Below are 14385 nucleotides of genomic sequence, written 5' to 3'. Positions count from 1 at the left end.
AAGAAAGCGGCGGGCAGTCGTAGTGAGCCGAAGTGCGCAAAGGAGCACAGATGAGCCACTTGCAGGAACGCTTCGTCGAGTTATGGACGCGCTGCGGGGGCGCACACGCGGAGGCTGTCTATGCCGATCTCGCGCAACGTTATAGCGAACCCATTCGTCACTATCACACATTGCGTCACGTTCGCCGCTGTCTGCGCTATTTCGATCTCGCGTGCAGCGCCATTCCGCATCCTGATCTCGTGGAACTTGCGCTGTGGTGCCACGACGTCGTCTATGTTCCAGGCGCAGGCGACAACGAGCAGCGCAGCGCGGACTGGCTTCGACGCTCGGCCGACGACCGCATCATGATGTGTGAGCACATCTGCGAAATGATCCTCGCCACCCGACATACCGGCGCGCCGGAAGAACCCGATGAGCGCTTTACGTGCGACATCGACCTCGCTGTGCTAGGCGCCGCGAGATCCCGGTTTCTCGCGGAAGGAGTGCGCGTGCGCAGGGAACGCTCGGACCTCGACGACCTCGCGTATGACGTGCAGGAACGAAACTTTCTCGGCGGCCTGCTTGCACGGCCTCGCATCTATTTCACGGACTATTTCCACGCGAGATGCGAGACGCGTGCTCGCGGGAATCTCACGTGGCGGCTCGCGTCGGAGACGCCGGAATCGCAGTAAGCCCAGGCGACCATTGCGACTCAGGTTTCGGCGTCCCAAACCGGGTTACCAGACACACGAACACATTGCGATGGCCGGCTTCTATCCGCGCCAGACCGCGCTGTTCGGGGACGCGTGGTTCGCCGGTTACGCGGCGGCGCTGGAAGGGGTGCGGATCGATACATTGACGCTAGGTGCGTGGACGGAAGAGCGGGGTCTCGCAGATGTCAGCGATCGCATGTATCGCCGCGCGAAACGCGCAAGGGCGCATTCGAGTCGTGGTGGCCAATCTGACTGACCGCACGCGTACAGTCCAACTGACGCTTCGTGGGCCTGGTGTTCCTCGCGACGCGTTCATCAGCGAGGAGGAGACGGTGCGAGCGACGGGCGACATGTGCGGGAGTACATCGGGAGAACTTGCTCGCCCGCTGTTGCTGCGCCCGTATGCTTTTGTCGTTGGGGTGTCTTGCTGACACGCGAGATAGGACAACCTGCTTGAGGAGACCCCGGCAGTGAACCGCCGGGGTCGTGTTCCAGGCCGTCAAGGCACGCTTCGACCGTGCCGTCGCCGAGGGTGAGCTTGCCACTGAGACCGACACCGAAGCTCTCGCCCGCTTTTACGGGGCGGTTGTGCAAGGCATGCCGGCGCAAGCCTGTGATGGGGCATGCAAGGCAATAGTGAAGCGGCTGGCCAATATTGCGTTGTCGGCATCGCCGTGCCCTCAACCTCGTCGCCGGAAACCGGTTGCGTGAGTGCACCGATTGTGCAAACGCGACGATACGGGTGTCCGGTGAGTCAGACGTGCTGACCTCCGTCGATGTAAATCTCGGTGCCATTGATGTAAGACGAAGCCGGCCCACAAAGGAAGTGGATCGTCTCCGCCACCTCACGAGGGTCGCCCAGACGATGAAGCGGAATCTCGTTGTTGACTATATTTTCGGTACCTGGCGACAGAATCGAGGTATCGATCTCGCCGGGAGCGATCGCATTGACACGTATCCCGTGGGGCCCAAATTCGTGAGCCATCTCCCGCGTCAGAGCGAAAAGTGCTGCTTTGGACGCTGCATAAGCGGTACCCGCAAATGGATGGACCTTGAAACCGGCAATAGACGTGACATTGACAATTGCGCCCTTGCCGCATGCAAGTTCAGGAAACAGAGCCCTGGCGAGCAAGGCGTTGGAGATGAGATTGACGTTGAGGACGGTCGACCACGTGTGGATGTCGCTGTCGAGTACGCCAAGTCGCGTTCGGTTCTTGCCCTTAGGTGAGATTCCCGCATTGTTCACGAGCGCGTGCAGTTTGCCGTGCGGAAGTCGCCGCCGCACCTCGTCGGCAATCTCCTCGACGGAATTCAGATCGGCAAGGTCTGCCTGGATATGCGACTCCCGTGCGGCCGGCCACTTGCAGTCTTCGGAGAAGGGCTGCCGCGAAACAGTGAAAACCTCCCAGTTGTGCTGCTGGAACAGTTTGACGGTCGCATGTCCGATCCCGCGACTGGCACCGGTCAGCAACATATAGCGGGTTGACTCATCCGTGTGCGGCGATTCGGAAAGTTGACTGCTCGATGCGGGTACCAGGTTCATTTTTAGCCGGCGATAGCGCCGTCCTTAAGACGTTGGGGCAGTCTGACCAGCGAAACCTCAATGCGTGGCTTCTGCCAGCAGTAGCGCAGCCAGGTCCACCGGACGGTCGAGCATGATGGAGTGTCCGCAGGGAATAGCGTGGACCTTCCACCCGAGGGCGTCCTTCAATCGGGCATACGTGTCGACAAACCAGTCTCCTCCGTTATCGCTCGCGAATACATAGGTGCGATTGGCAACGGGTGCCGAATCTACTCCTGCCCGAACGCCTTGAACGAACGTGGCTAGCGGCTGCGGCCCTGACATGCTGTCGACCCACGCGGCGTCTGCATTGTTCACATTGAATATAGCGGCTGGAATAGGCGGAATCATTCCGTCGTTTTGGCCCGCCTGCGCAAGGAAGGCCAGCGCGGTCTCGGCGCCGGTGATATCGACAAGCGACTGCCCATCGGCTGGCGCATAGGCGTCAAGATAGAAGAGCGTGCGGATGCGCTCCCCGATTTCATGCGCTACGCCAGTGATGACCAGGCCGCCGTACGAGTGACCGCACAAGATTGCGTCGGTGATGTCCTCGTACTTGAAGACGTTGACAACGTCCTGAATGTGCGTGTCCAGGTTGATCGCCCGGTCAGCCAGGTGAGAGCGTTCCCCGAGGCCGGTCAGCGTGGGAGTGTAGACATCATGTCCCGCCTCGCGAAGCTTGCGGGCGACTCTCGCGTACACCCAGCCGCCCTGAAAAGCACCATGAACAAGAACGAATTTCGCCATGACTATTTGTTCCTTGATTCTTCCGATAGAGAATTTGCGGAGCCTTTGCGAGCGATTCACGGCGCCCCGTCTTCGTTACGAAGCCGGGTGGAGATCGGCCACTGGCTGAGCGCGACTCCCGAAACGCAGATAATGGCGCCCAAAATCAGCGTAGGGGTAATGGGTTCATGCCTGAAAGCGACGCCAGCGCCAATCGCGAAGAATGATTGAAGCAAGGCGTAGGGGGCTACCCGAGCCATCGAGAATCGGGCTATAAGCCAGAACCAGATGGTAAATGCGGCGATACCGCCGAGTATCACGGTAAACGCGAAAGCCAGCCACTCAGAACTCGACGCCCGCTGAAGCGCCTCGATCTGCCCACCCTCCACGATCATCGAAAGTCCAAGCAGCTGGAACGCCGTGAAGAACGACACCCAGGCGAAGAGCTTCACCGGGTCGAAAGGGCCGAATTTCCTGGCCAATACGTTGCCCATAGCCAATCCGAAGGCAGACGCGATCAAAAACAAAGTCGGAATGGTCGAGATCTTCAAGCCCGGATCTGCGATTGAAAGGACTACACCACATAGCGCTAAGCCGACGCCGATCACCATTCGGGCAGAGGATTTTTCTCCGAGCATTGGCCACGCAAGCATCAGGGTGAACGGGGTCCACAACTGGTTGGCAATCCCGGCAATTCCGGCCGGCGATTGCGTCAACCCTATGTAGGAACACGCGAAATTTACCCCTCCCATGAAGCAGGAAATAAGGAAGATCGGCCAAATCTCGGGGCCCCGAATTCGTGCCACGAAGGGTATGAGAATCGCGGCAATCACGGCAAATCGCAGGCCAGCGAAGAATAGCGGTGGCAACACCGTGAGCCCCGCTTTTACGACCGCAAACTGAAATCCCCACAGCAAGGGAACAAGCAGGGCCGCTGCTATATGGATAGCTTCCATTGATATCTAAACCAATCAGTCTAAAAAAAGGCGCGGGAATGCATCGCGTCCCATCGTCAGCGGTTAACCTGCCAGGCCGCGGATAAGTGTCTGCACGGCATCCTTTGCCCTGTCAGATTCGATTCCTGTTTTGCGAACGACACGCAGCCCTTCGAGAAAGCAAACAAGCATGTGAGCCGCCGCCTCAGGGCTAACGTTCTTGCCCAGATCGCCTTCTTTCTGGGCGCGCTTCAACGCGTTGGCCAACCGGGCTTCCATTGTCCTGAAAAAATAGGCGATCCGGTTCGCAACCTCGTGATCATGCGCCGCCAATTCCATGGCTGTAGCCACAACGAGGCAGCCTCGCTTGCCGGCAGCACCATTGGTACGCTCGACATAGCCGTCCATACACGCCTTTAGCCCCGCCAGGGCTTTCTGGCCCGACGCAAGCTCGAAGTCGAGACGCTTGAGTGCCTGCACGATGTAGTGATCGAGGGCAAGCAGGAAAAGACCGTGTTTGTCGCCGAAGGCTGCGTACAGGCTCCCTCGGGAAAGCCCGGTCGCTTGCATGAGGTCCGGCAAAGACGTGCCTTGATAACCGAGCGTCCAGAAGACCTGCATTGCACGCTCGATAGTGTGGTCGACGTCGAACTCGCGGGGACGTCCTCGCTGCCGGTCGGTGATGGTGTTTACGTTACGCATTGTCAATTTATAAACCGGACAGTCCAGAAAAGTCAATGACTCTTTGTAAGATCATGAAAAAGTCGACTGATCCTTAGAACGCGTCACGGCGCACAGGCCTCCGCGGCACGAATCATTGCCCGGAGGCTCGTCTGCACATCGGCGTCAGTGGTGGCCCAACTGGAGACGCTGATTCGCATGGCGACGCGGCCCTGCCATACTGTGCCGCCACACCAGCAAATCCCCTCGGTTTGAAGACGGGTAATCACGGCCCGCGTCATCTCCGCCGTACCAAATGAGACGAGCACCTGGTTGAGTGCGACATGATTCAGGATTTCATAGCCACTGGCCTCGAGACCTTGGGCGAACATTCCGGCATAATGGCAAGTACGTTCGACTAGCGCCGCAACGCCATCTCTACCGAGGTTGAGAAGCGCGGCCCAGATATCCACACCACGCGCCCGCCGTGACGATTCCGGCGTGTAGTGCGACGGTTCCCGCTCAGTTGCATCACCCTCTGCCAGGTATGCGGCGTTCAACGACATTGCCGCACGCAGAGTGGCAGCTCTGCGCACCAGAACGATGCCATTGTCATACGGGACGTTGAGCCATTTATGCCCATCCGTCGCCCAGGAGTCGGCTTCGGCGAAGCCATCCGTCAGGGTGTCGAACTGACGATTTGCAAGCGCCCATAGGCCGAATGCACCATCGACATGCACCCAGGCCCCGGCTTTTCTCGCAAGTCGGCATATTTCACGCGCAGGATCGAAGTCGCCGGTATTCACGTTGCCTGCCTGAATACACACGATGGTTTGCTCATCGAGTTTCGGAAGCTCGCTGACTCGCATCCGGCCATGGTGATCCGTCGGCACTACGATGACCCGCTCGCGTCCGAGTCCTAACATCGACAATGCCTTGGACACGGTAACGTGAGTCTCCTTACTGACAACTACCCGGAGTTCCGGAGCGCCGTAGAGTCCCTTCGCCTCCACGTCCCAGCCCAGGCGGGATAGCAGAGCGTGGCGTGCTGCCGCCAGCGCCGCGAAGTTCGCCATCGAGGCACCTGTAACGAAGGCTCCTCCAATGTCGTCCGGCAAGCCGAACAGATCGCCGATCCAGCGTAGCGTAACGTCTTCGAGCGTTGCCGCAATTGGCGAAGTCCACCGAAAGCATGCGTTCTGATCCCAGGCAGTCGTAAGCCAGTTCGCAGCGATGGTTGCGGGCAGCGCGCCGCCGATGACCAAACCGAAGTACCGTCCGCCTGTTGTCGCGACGGTAGCAGGTGACCCAGCCTCGTCGAGGCGGCGCAACACTTCACGTGCATCCAGCCCGGCGTCTGGCAGTGAGTGCCGGAATGCATTCAGGCCTTGCAATGCCTGGGTAGAAACGTTGACGGGCCTGTCATGCACAGACTGAACATAAGCGAGCGCACGTTGACCGGCGTCCTGCAGCAACTCAGCTGTCGGCGCCAGGCCGGCTGCTTTTGCACTTTCGTCGAGTTTCATATGCTTCGTCCCGGAGGTTTCGTTAAATGCAGGTACTGCCCCGCGTGCTCATTGGAGCTGGTGCCGATGACGGCCTCTTCGTTTTCGGGCGTGCCAGCAGCAGCGAGTTCACCCTCCCATTTTGCAACGACGGCGGTCGCGATACTGTTGCCCAGCACGTTGGTCGCCGTGCGCCCCATATCCAGAATCTGGTCGATGCCCATGACGAGCAGCAAGCCAGCTTCCGGCAAGTGGAACATCGGGAGAATTGCGGCCACGACCACCAGCGAGCCGCGTGGTACGGCAGCCATGCCCTTGCTGCTCACCATGAGGATGAGAAGCATCGTTATCTGGATGCCGATGGGCATATCTACGCCAAACGCCTGCGCAATGAAGATGGCCGCGAACGCCTGGTAGACCATGGAGCCGTCCAGGTTGAACGAATAGCCGAGCGGCAGAACGAAGCCGACGAGGCGCTTTCGTACGCCAAATTCCTGCAGAACTTCGGTCAGCTTCGGGTAGGCGGCTTCGCTGCTGGCAGTAGAGAAGGCAATGATCATCGGTTCGCGGATGCTCCTGAACAGTTGACCCATGCGGCAACCGAGGGCCGCGCGGCCCGCGAAATACAGCGCGCCCCACAGAGTGAACAGGGCAACGTAGAACCATCCGATGAGCTTGCCGTACGTAAAGATGATTCCCAGACCTTGTGAGGTAACCGCGCCCGCGATTGCGGCGAAAACGCCGACAGGTGCGAACAGCATGACGGCATTCGTCGCGCGAAGCATGACGTCCATGAGACCGTCGATCGAGCGCTTCAGGAACTCACCGGGCAGACCGGGAACTTTGCCAAGTGCGATGCCGAAGAACAGCGAGAACACCAGGATCTGCATGATCTGATTGTTTGCCATTGCTTCGATAACGCTGCTTGGAAACATGTGGGTCAGAAAGTCCTTGAAGTTCAGCGCGCTCGTTTGCAGGTTGGGGTGAACATCCGCTGCAGGTAGCTGCAGATTCAGATGTGCGCCGGGTCGCGCGATATTGACGAACAGCAGTCCAATGGTGAGAGAAATCAGCGACGCGACGACGAACCATCCAATCGTTTTCGCGCCGATGCGACCAATCGACTTGCCGCTATCCATGCTCGAAATGCCGGAGACGAGCGTAGCGAAGACTAGTGGCGCGATAATCATTTTGACCAGTCGAAGAAAGATGCCCGTCACCACGCCAAAGTCGGCGGCGATGGCTTTTGCGGTTGCTTCATTTCCCGCATACCGGTTGCAGGCGTATCCGACAAGGACCCCCAGTACCATACCGAACATAATCCAATGGGCGAGTTTTAGTCTTTTCATGATGACGTCTCCTCTGCTGGTTTTCAGGCCGCAGTGGCCAAGGCGACGCCTTCCACTTCGACGGCGGCGCCGTAATGAAGGGAAGTCGATTGCGCAACGGCTCGCGCTGGCCTATGGGTGCCGATCCATTCCGCGTAGAGTTTGTTGAAAGCCGGCCAATGTTTAATATCCGAAACGAACACCCGGACCTGAACCAACCGATGGCGAGTAGTACCCACCGCGTTTAGGCAGGCATCGACATTGCGGAGGACCTGGCCGACTTGCGCTTCGAACGGTTCGTCGCTCAAGGGCTTTCCTGCCGAATCAATGGGCAATTGTCCGGAGACGAAGACGAACCCGTTCGCGACGCAAACGTGCGAGTAGTGACCAGCGGGGGGCGGCATAGTAGGCGCGCTCGAACAAGTAATGGTCGAAGTGTGAGATTCGGTGGACATTTCGAAATCCTGGATGAAGCGAGCCACACGAAACGCGTACTCGCTGCTGACAGATACCAGATGGATGTCTGGACTCGGGAAGGCTTACCAGCCGTAGAATCGCGGCCAGGCTTCAGTGGAACCGTCGGTATTCACTGCCTGATATTCGGGATGCTGAGCGCCGGTGGCGCAGGCGTGATTGGGCAAGATCCGCAGCCGCGTGCCAATCGGCAACGTCTCCGCGATAGTGGCGTCGGGGCTGGAGACGCGGGCAACGATGCCGTGTTCCTGGTTTGCTCCGCTGACCAGATAGTCGCCGAGTACTCGCCCGTCTTCAGTGCAAACCTGCCCGTAGCCGAAGTCGTGAGCCTGTTTTTGCGTGCCGCGGTCCCGGCTTAGTGCCATCCAGCCCGCATCGACGATTGCCCAGCCCTTGTCCTCCTGGTGGCCGATTACCGTGGTCAGCACAGAGAGTGCGATATTTTCGATATCACAAACACCGACGTTGTGCATGACGAGGTCGAACATCACGTAAACGCCGGCGCGAACCTCGGTGACGCCTTCGAGACGTTCCGCGGAGAGTGCGGTCGGCGTAGAGCCGATACTGACGACGGGGCAGGGAAGGCCGGCGGCACGAAGGCGTTCTGCCGCTCGCACGGTACGGCTGCGCTCTTGCTCCGCAATTTGCACGAGCGCGGCCCGTGTGCTGTACTCGTAGCTCGAGCCAGCGTGTGCGAGGACCCCACCGAGAGTCATACCGCCCGCGACCAGCGCCCGGCCCACCTCGACCAGCAGATCATCATCGGGCTGTATGCCTGACCGATGTCCGTCGACATCGATTTCCACCCAGACTTCGAAGCGCTCATCATGTTCGCGCCCAAAATCGGCAACAGCGCGTGCGACCTGAAGGCTATCGACGACAATCTTCAGGTCACAGCCTCGTTGGCGCAGCGCAAGCGCTTGCGGGAGTTTCGTCGGCACCATGCCGACCGCGTAGACGATGTCGCGAACGCCGCTGGCAAAAAACTGCTCCGCTTCCTTGAGCGTCGAAACGGTGATGCCGCAAGCGCCCGCTGCGACTTGTGCATCTACGACCTGCTTGCACTTTGTCGTTTTGACGTGGGGGCGAAATCTGGCTCCGAGCTTGTCGAGTCGCGCTTGCATGTTGTCGATGTTGTGGCGCATTCGAGCCACATCGATCAGGGCGGCAGGGGTGTTCAGGGTGTCAATGCTCATGTTGCTGTCTCACAGTGGGGCCTATGTGACAACTATATGCGCAGTGCTTTCTCCGTTGTTTAACGAACGGATAATCCGAAATTAAGCACAGTTAAATCCGTGAGAATTATCCGCGGCTTCTCCATGGCGCCGGGTTAAGGAAGGCCCTCGCGGTCTCCAGAAAGATGCGCTGTCTGATGGACATGCCCGTTCGTGAGGGCAGCAGCGCTGTTACCGGAGCAGGGGGTAGATCCCAATCAGGCAGCAAGCGGACGAGTTTTCCGGTGGCGAGCAAGGGGGCGACATCCCACTCGGAACGCTCGACAATTCCGAGCCCGGCCAATGCCCACTCGGTGATCACCGTTCCGTCGTTTGCGGACAACTTGCCAGACACGCGCAGGACCGTGGTCCGCTTTGGGTCGCTCTTCAGGGAAAAGCGCCAGCGGGGCAGGTCTTCATCGTTTTCCCGCAAGCATATGCAGTGATAGTTGACCAGGTCCGCTGGCTGATTCAATTCCTTGATGCTTTTCGCGTATGCGGGGCTTGCACACAGAAGCCGACCATTCGGTGCGAGTGGATAGCCAACCCAGGATGAGGACTTGAGTTCGCCTATATGTATCACCACGTCCGCACTGGCAGCGTTGACCAATGGACTTTCTGACAGGTGGAGCGACACTTCAAGCCCCGGATGCGACAGGTGGAGTTTTCGCACGATCTGCGATACGTGGATTCGCCCGAATCCGAACGGAGCGACGACGCGCAGAGAGCCCGTTACCTCGCCGTGCTCTCCGGAGATATGTGCCGGCAATGCTTCGACTCGTTCAAGAATTTCAACCGCTTCCTGGTGTAGGCGCTGTCCTTCCTCTGTGAGTGAAATGCCCTTGGCCTTCCGTACGGCGAGCCGGATACGTAGTCGTTCCTCCATCCGCTGCAGACGAATCGTGACCGCAGGGGGAGTGAGATTCAGCAACTGCGCCGCTGAGGCCAGTGAGCGAGAGACGCCCACAGCGCGTATCAGACGTAGGTCGTCAAGATCGAGCATTTGCTGCTCCTTAACGGCAGCGCGATACGCGCCGAATTTGGTGTGGTGGGCGCAAGCATACGATCATGCGGGCGCAATAGAAACCGCTGGTTTCTCAAGCAGGACCGTCGGCCGCCCTAGCCGAGCGACGCTGGATCGTTCACTACCTTGGTCTGATATTGCGCACGCAATGATGCGGCGAAAATCGTGTCGATCTCGCGTGGAATGCCTGGGCGGGTGAACAGCGTAACGGGTGGCAACGTCCAGTCGAACGCATAGGGGACAATCGCCACGCCCGCAATTCGTACGAGTTCTTCCGCGATGTCTGCAGGCATGATGGACACGGCGTTCTCGTTCAATGCGACCGTCTCGCCGATCAGCCGCGGCGAAAGACTTTCGACAACAGGAAAGGGCGGTGTAACACCGGCGTGCAGGAACAGATCGGATATCTGGTCGCGCATCGGGGTTTGCGATGCACCGAGAATCCAGTCGAGTTCGGCGAGTTTTCGCCAGTTCATTGCGTTGCGTGAGAGTCTGGCGGCGAGGCGTCGGGAAGCAATCAGACGGGGTTTTTGCTGATGAATTACCTCGAAATGCAGATTGTCGAGATCGACGCTCGACGATGCCCGTCCGATCACAATGTCGAGCGTATGGTCGCGCAATTGGGACATTAGTCCTTCGCTCGTGTCTTCGTGGATGGAAAAAGTGAGCCGCTGCGAAATCTGCGACTGCGTATGACGGATTGCCGACGCCAGAGTCTTTCCCGAAATGAAGGAAATCACGCCAATGTGAAACCGCGTCGCGTGGCCCGAGATCAGTGCGCCGACATCGGATGCGAGGTGGTCGAGATCGTGCAGCATCGACTCAGCGCGCGCGAGGACGGTGGTGCCGAGCGGCGTCGGAATCATGCCGCGCGAGGAACGCTCGAACAGCGAGCCACCGAACATATCTTCCAGTTCAGCGAGGGCATTCGTGATGGCTGGCTGACTGCTTGCCATGTGCTCGGCTACGCGAGTAAGAGAGCCATGCTGCCGTATCTGCAGCAGCAACATGAGATGGCGCATCTTCAGGCGTGCACCCAGGCGCCTTATCACTTCGTCCGTGTTGAATGACACGATAGTGGGAATCCAGACATAACCAAAAGGTGATGCCCCGATAATAAAACAAAATAAGCCCCGAATGCCTCGTTCCTAGAATGTCTCCAATGACGATCAGCCGGGATGGTCCCGGTGTACACATAGGAGCACGGCACATATGGACAGGACCGAACGCGAAGCAGCCCTGCAGTATCACGAGTTTCCTACGCGGGGGAAGATATCGGTGAGCGCAAGCAAACCGCTCGTCACGCAGCGCGATCTCGCACTCGCCTACACGCCCGGCGTGGCGGTCGCATGCGAGGAAATCGCGGCGGACCCACGTGAGGCGTTCCGTTATACAAGCCGAGGAAACCTGGTCGGCGTGATCACGAACGGCTCGGCGGTGCTGGGCCTCGGCAATATCGGTGCGCTTGCCTCCAAGCCGGTGATGGAGGGCAAGGCTGTCCTGTTCAAGAAGTTCGCGGGCATTGACGTCTTCGACATCGAAATTACCGAGAGCGATCCCAACAAGCTCGTGGATATCATCGCGAGTCTCGAAGCGACATTTGGCGGCATCAATCTGGAGGACATCAAGGCGCCCGATTGCTTCATCGTCGAGCAAAAGCTGCGCGAACGTATGAAGATTCCCGTTTTCCATGACGATCAGCACGGCACCGCGATCACCGTGTCCGCCGCGTTTCTCAACGGTCTGAAAGTGGTGGGCAAGGACATCTCGAAGGTGAAGGTCGTCACTTCAGGCGCAGGTGCCGCGGCGCTCGCGTGTCTCGAACTGATGGTCGATCTCGGTCTGCCACGCGAAAACGTCTGGGTGACCGACATCGAAGGTGTGGTCTATCAAGGACGCACGGCAGCGATGGACCCCGACAAGGCGCGCTTTGCACAGGCCACTGCGGCGCGGGTGCTGTCCGACGTCATCGAAGGCGCTGACGTATTCCTCGGGCTTTCGGTCGGTGGCGTGCTGAAGGCCGAAATGGTGAAGCAGATGGCGCCGCGTCCGCTGATTCTCGCGCTCGCCAATCCGACGCCGGAGATCTTTCCAGAGAAAGTGCGCGAGGCCCGTGATGACGCGGTGATCGCGACGGGCCGATCGGACTATCCGAATCAGGTCAACAATGTCCTGTGCTTTCCTTATGTGTTCCGCGGTGCGCTGGACGTTGGTGCCACCACCATCACGCGGAACATGGAAGTGGCCGCCGTTCACGCGATCGCCGGCCTCGCGCAAGAGGAACCGAACGACTCCGTCGCCGCCGCATATGGTGCGTACGATCTTTCCTTCGGACCGCAATATCTGATTCCCAAGCCGTTCGATTCCCGGCTTATCGTTCGCATCGCACCCGCCGTCGCAAAGGCCGCGATGGAGGACGGCGTGGCTACGCGCCCGATTACCGATTTCGATGCTTACGCGGATCAGCTTCAGCAGTTCGTCTATCACTCCGGCGCGTTCATGAAACCGTTGTTCGCCGCCGCGAAGCAATTCGTGCGCGAGGGTGGCAACTCGCGCATCGTCTTCACGGAGGGCGAAGAGGAGCGTGTTCTGAGGGCGGTTCAGGTGATCGTCGACGAGAAGCTGGCGCGGCCGATTCTTGTTGGCCGGCCGGAAGTGCTGCTGTCGAGAATAGAGAAATTCGGGCTGCGGTTGAAGCTCGGCGAGGACGTCGAGGTCACGAATCCGGAAAACGACGAACGCTTTCACCAATACTGGACGACGTATTGGGAACTGCGATGCCGTGATGGGATTACGAAGGAAATGGCGCGGGTTGAAATGCGCCGCCGCCTGACACTGATCGGTGCCATGATGGTACGACTGGGCGACGCGGACGGGATGATATGTGGCACTGTCGGCGGTTATCACAAGCATCTGCGTTTCATCGACGAAGTGATCGGCAGGAAACACGACGCACAAACTTATGCGGCGATGAATATCCTGCTGCTCGACAAACGCACGCTGGCACTCGTCGACACACACGTCAACGATAACCCCACGGCCGAACAGATTGCGGAGTTCACGATTGCGGCCGCCGCGCAAATGGCATGGTTGAATCTGTCGCCCAAAGTGGCGTTGTTATCGCGGTCGAACTTTGGCTCGGGCAGTTCTGCGTCGGGCGAGAAGATGCGGAAAGTACTCGCACTCGTCAGCGAAAAGGCACCCGACCTCGAGATCGACGGCGAAATGCACGGAGATTGCGCGCTGGATGAGGCGCTGCGTCAGCGCGTTTTACCCACGTCGCGACTGAAGGGCGCCGCCAATCTGCTGGTCTGTCCGAACGTCGATTCGGGAAATATTGCGTATAACCTGCTTAAGACGGAGGCGGGAAGTAATGTCGCTGTGGGGCCGTTCCTGCTCGGCGTCAATGCACCGGTAAACATACTGACGTCCAGCTCGACGGTTCGTCGAATCATCAATATGGCCGCGCTCACGGTGTTGCAGGCAAATCGCGATTAGGTACAAAGCAGCGAGACCTGCAGTGAATGTAAAGTTCGCATCCGGGTGATCAGCAGAAGCGATTGCTTACACATACTCGTATAGAAGGCGCTCAAAATGAAAAGGCGTGGGCGACAAAAAACGCGTCATTCAAGGCCACGTTCAACGGGGAGTTGAAGGCGGGCCAGTCCGAGGTAAATCAGGGCTTTCATGCGGTCGCACTGCGGACAGCTCGAGACCATCGCTCCTCGCGATAGGAAGACCTGTAGGAAGGAACGACTTCACGACAAGGCGCCCGTCGCGACCCCGTGCAATCAAGCGATCGAAGGGAAGTCCACGTACTATGACCAAGTCGCTCAAGACAGGATTGACACTTCCCGCCGCGGTGCTTTTGCTCGCCGGCTGTATCGTCGGCGGCATGCCATATACCGGGCCGCATCTCAGCCCCGCAGAGTGCCGCGACCTGGCAGCGCTCAAAACCAACGCGCCTCCTACGATGGCGCAGCACCAGAACGAACTCGCGGCCCTGAGGAAAGCAGGTTACGACCCGTCTCCATGGAATGACGACCCGTACTATCCGGATGATCTGCAAGCGGCCCAGCGCCTGGTCGACTATTGGTTCCAAACGGAGTGTCTGCCGCATTGATTGACGTTGGCCCGGCGTCTTCCGTGTCCCGTAGTCGGCGCGCGCGCACGCAGACGGCACCATTTGGCCAGGTCGCAGTGCGATGAGCTGACGGCGGACGCGGTTTGTCGTGCGCCGCCCGGCAGCTTCCCTCTGTGCTGAGC

General features: G+C 59.0%; 15 protein-coding genes. 5 read left to right on the top strand and 10 right to left on the bottom strand.

The genetic code is table 11. From position 1 onward, the window contains the following. Positions 1-50: 50 nt before the first annotated feature. The 3 genes from BC1002_RS29230 (at position 51) to BC1002_RS39985 (ending at position 1123) form a co-directional block, all read left to right on the top strand. Entirely contained in the window at positions 51-671 is a 621-nt protein-coding gene (locus BC1002_RS29230; RefSeq protein WP_013093583.1) for an HD domain-containing protein, read from the top strand. A 70-nt stretch (positions 672-741) separates the two neighbouring features. Next, positions 742-948, top strand: coding sequence for a D-apionate lactonase family protein (locus BC1002_RS29225; protein WP_013093582.1), 207 nt, complete (start codon positions 742-744; stop codon positions 946-948). Continuing rightward, positions 875-1123: a hypothetical protein gene (locus BC1002_RS39985; RefSeq protein ID WP_476638951.1), complete on the top strand. Its 249-nt coding sequence runs from the start codon at positions 875-877 to the stop codon at positions 1121-1123. The genes BC1002_RS29225 and BC1002_RS39985 overlap by 74 nt, the downstream gene beginning before the upstream one ends. A gap of 323 nt (positions 1124-1446) precedes the next feature. Here the strand turns inward: BC1002_RS39985 and BC1002_RS29220 are convergent, their stop codons facing one another. The 10 genes from BC1002_RS29220 to BC1002_RS29175 all read right to left on the bottom strand — a co-directional run bounded on the left by BC1002_RS29220 (position 1447) and on the right by BC1002_RS29175 (position 11141). Beyond that, a complete protein-coding gene (locus tag BC1002_RS29220) occupies positions 1447-2235 on the bottom strand; it encodes an SDR family oxidoreductase (protein ID WP_013093581.1) in 789 nt (262 codons plus the stop codon). 57 nt (positions 2236-2292) lie between these two features. Further along, a complete protein-coding gene (locus BC1002_RS29215) occupies positions 2293-3000 on the bottom strand; it encodes an alpha/beta fold hydrolase (RefSeq protein WP_013093580.1) in 708 nt (235 codons plus the stop codon). A gap of 56 nt (positions 3001-3056) precedes the next feature. Then, entirely contained in the window at positions 3057-3935 is an 879-nt protein-coding gene (locus tag BC1002_RS29210; RefSeq protein ID WP_013093579.1) for a DMT family transporter, read from the bottom strand. A gap of 63 nt (positions 3936-3998) precedes the next feature. Beyond that, positions 3999-4652: a TetR/AcrR family transcriptional regulator gene (locus tag BC1002_RS29205; protein ID WP_238538069.1), complete on the bottom strand. Its 654-nt coding sequence runs from the start codon at positions 4650-4652 to the stop codon at positions 3999-4001. 47 nt (positions 4653-4699) lie between these two features. Then, positions 4700-6100 (bottom strand): pyridoxal phosphate-dependent decarboxylase family protein, encoded by a 1401-nt coding sequence (locus BC1002_RS29200; RefSeq protein ID WP_013093577.1) that lies wholly within the window; start codon positions 6098-6100, stop codon positions 4700-4702. After that, a complete protein-coding gene (locus tag BC1002_RS29195) occupies positions 6097-7428 on the bottom strand; it encodes a dicarboxylate/amino acid:cation symporter (protein ID WP_013093576.1) in 1332 nt (443 codons plus the stop codon). The genes BC1002_RS29200 and BC1002_RS29195 overlap by 4 nt, the downstream gene beginning before the upstream one ends. Positions 7429-7451: 23 nt before the next feature. Beyond that, a complete protein-coding gene (locus BC1002_RS29190; protein WP_013093575.1) occupies positions 7452-7862 on the bottom strand; it encodes a RidA family protein in 411 nt (136 codons plus the stop codon). Positions 7863-7946: 84 nt separating this feature from the next. Continuing rightward, the gene (locus BC1002_RS29185; protein WP_013093574.1) at positions 7947-9077 is read right to left on the bottom strand and encodes a DSD1 family PLP-dependent enzyme; all 1131 of its coding nucleotides are present in this window, start codon (positions 9075-9077) and stop codon (positions 7947-7949) included. Positions 9078-9183: 106 nt separating this feature from the next. After that, a complete protein-coding gene (locus tag BC1002_RS29180; protein ID WP_013093573.1) occupies positions 9184-10098 on the bottom strand; it encodes a LysR family transcriptional regulator in 915 nt (304 codons plus the stop codon). Positions 10099-10214: 116 nt separating this feature from the next. Then, entirely contained in the window at positions 10215-11141 is a 927-nt protein-coding gene (locus BC1002_RS29175; protein WP_221307165.1) for a LysR family transcriptional regulator, read from the bottom strand. A gap of 190 nt (positions 11142-11331) precedes the next feature. Between BC1002_RS29175 and BC1002_RS29170 the strand changes: the two genes are divergently transcribed. Together BC1002_RS29170 and BC1002_RS29165 are read left to right on the top strand one after the other, a co-directional pair. Then, positions 11332-13617: an NADP-dependent malic enzyme gene (locus BC1002_RS29170; RefSeq protein ID WP_013093571.1), complete on the top strand. Its 2286-nt coding sequence runs from the start codon at positions 11332-11334 to the stop codon at positions 13615-13617. A 322-nt stretch (positions 13618-13939) separates the two neighbouring features. Next, positions 13940-14242: a DUF4148 domain-containing protein gene (locus BC1002_RS29165; protein WP_013093570.1), complete on the top strand. Its 303-nt coding sequence runs from the start codon at positions 13940-13942 to the stop codon at positions 14240-14242. Positions 14243-14385: the final 143 nt, after the last annotated feature.

The organism is Paraburkholderia atlantica (genome assembly GCF_000092885.1).
In the GTDB taxonomy this organism is placed as follows: domain Bacteria; phylum Pseudomonadota; class Gammaproteobacteria; order Burkholderiales; family Burkholderiaceae; genus Paraburkholderia; species Paraburkholderia atlantica.
This window is presented reverse-complemented; position numbering and strand designations above follow the sequence as displayed.

Bases quoted from the DNA above. Each gene is read 5' to 3' on its own strand.
- BC1002_RS29230 (WP_013093583.1), top strand. From the start codon at position 51: ATGAGCCACTTGCAGGAACGCTTCGTCGAGTTATGGACGCGCTGCGGG.
- BC1002_RS29225 (WP_013093582.1), top strand. From the start codon at position 742: ATGGCCGGCTTCTATCCGCGCCAGACCGCGCTGTTCGGGGACGCGTGG.
- BC1002_RS39985 (WP_476638951.1), top strand. From the start codon at position 875: ATGTCAGCGATCGCATGTATCGCCGCGCGAAACGCGCAAGGGCGCATT.
- BC1002_RS29220 (WP_013093581.1), bottom strand. From the start codon at position 2,235: ATGAACCTGGTACCCGCATCGAGCAGTCAACTTTCCGAATCGCCGCAC.
- BC1002_RS29215 (WP_013093580.1), bottom strand. From the start codon at position 3,000: ATGGCGAAATTCGTTCTTGTTCATGGTGCTTTTCAGGGCGGCTGGGTG.
- BC1002_RS29210 (WP_013093579.1), bottom strand. From the start codon at position 3,935: ATGGAAGCTATCCATATAGCAGCGGCCCTGCTTGTTCCCTTGCTGTGG.
- BC1002_RS29200 (WP_013093577.1), bottom strand. From the start codon at position 6,100: ATGAAACTCGACGAAAGTGCAAAAGCAGCCGGCCTGGCGCCGACAGCT.
- BC1002_RS29195 (WP_013093576.1), bottom strand. From the start codon at position 7,428: ATGAAAAGACTAAAACTCGCCCATTGGATTATGTTCGGTATGGTACTG.
- BC1002_RS29190 (WP_013093575.1), bottom strand. From the start codon at position 7,862: ATGTCCACCGAATCTCACACTTCGACCATTACTTGTTCGAGCGCGCCT.
- BC1002_RS29185 (WP_013093574.1), bottom strand. From the start codon at position 9,077: ATGAGCATTGACACCCTGAACACCCCTGCCGCCCTGATCGATGTGGCT.
- BC1002_RS29180 (WP_013093573.1), bottom strand. From the start codon at position 10,098: ATGCTCGATCTTGACGACCTACGTCTGATACGCGCTGTGGGCGTCTCT.
- BC1002_RS29175 (WP_221307165.1), bottom strand. From the start codon at position 11,141: ATGCGCCATCTCATGTTGCTGCTGCAGATACGGCAGCATGGCTCTCTT.
- BC1002_RS29170 (WP_013093571.1), top strand. From the start codon at position 11,332: ATGGACAGGACCGAACGCGAAGCAGCCCTGCAGTATCACGAGTTTCCT.
- BC1002_RS29165 (WP_013093570.1), top strand. From the start codon at position 13,940: ATGACCAAGTCGCTCAAGACAGGATTGACACTTCCCGCCGCGGTGCTT.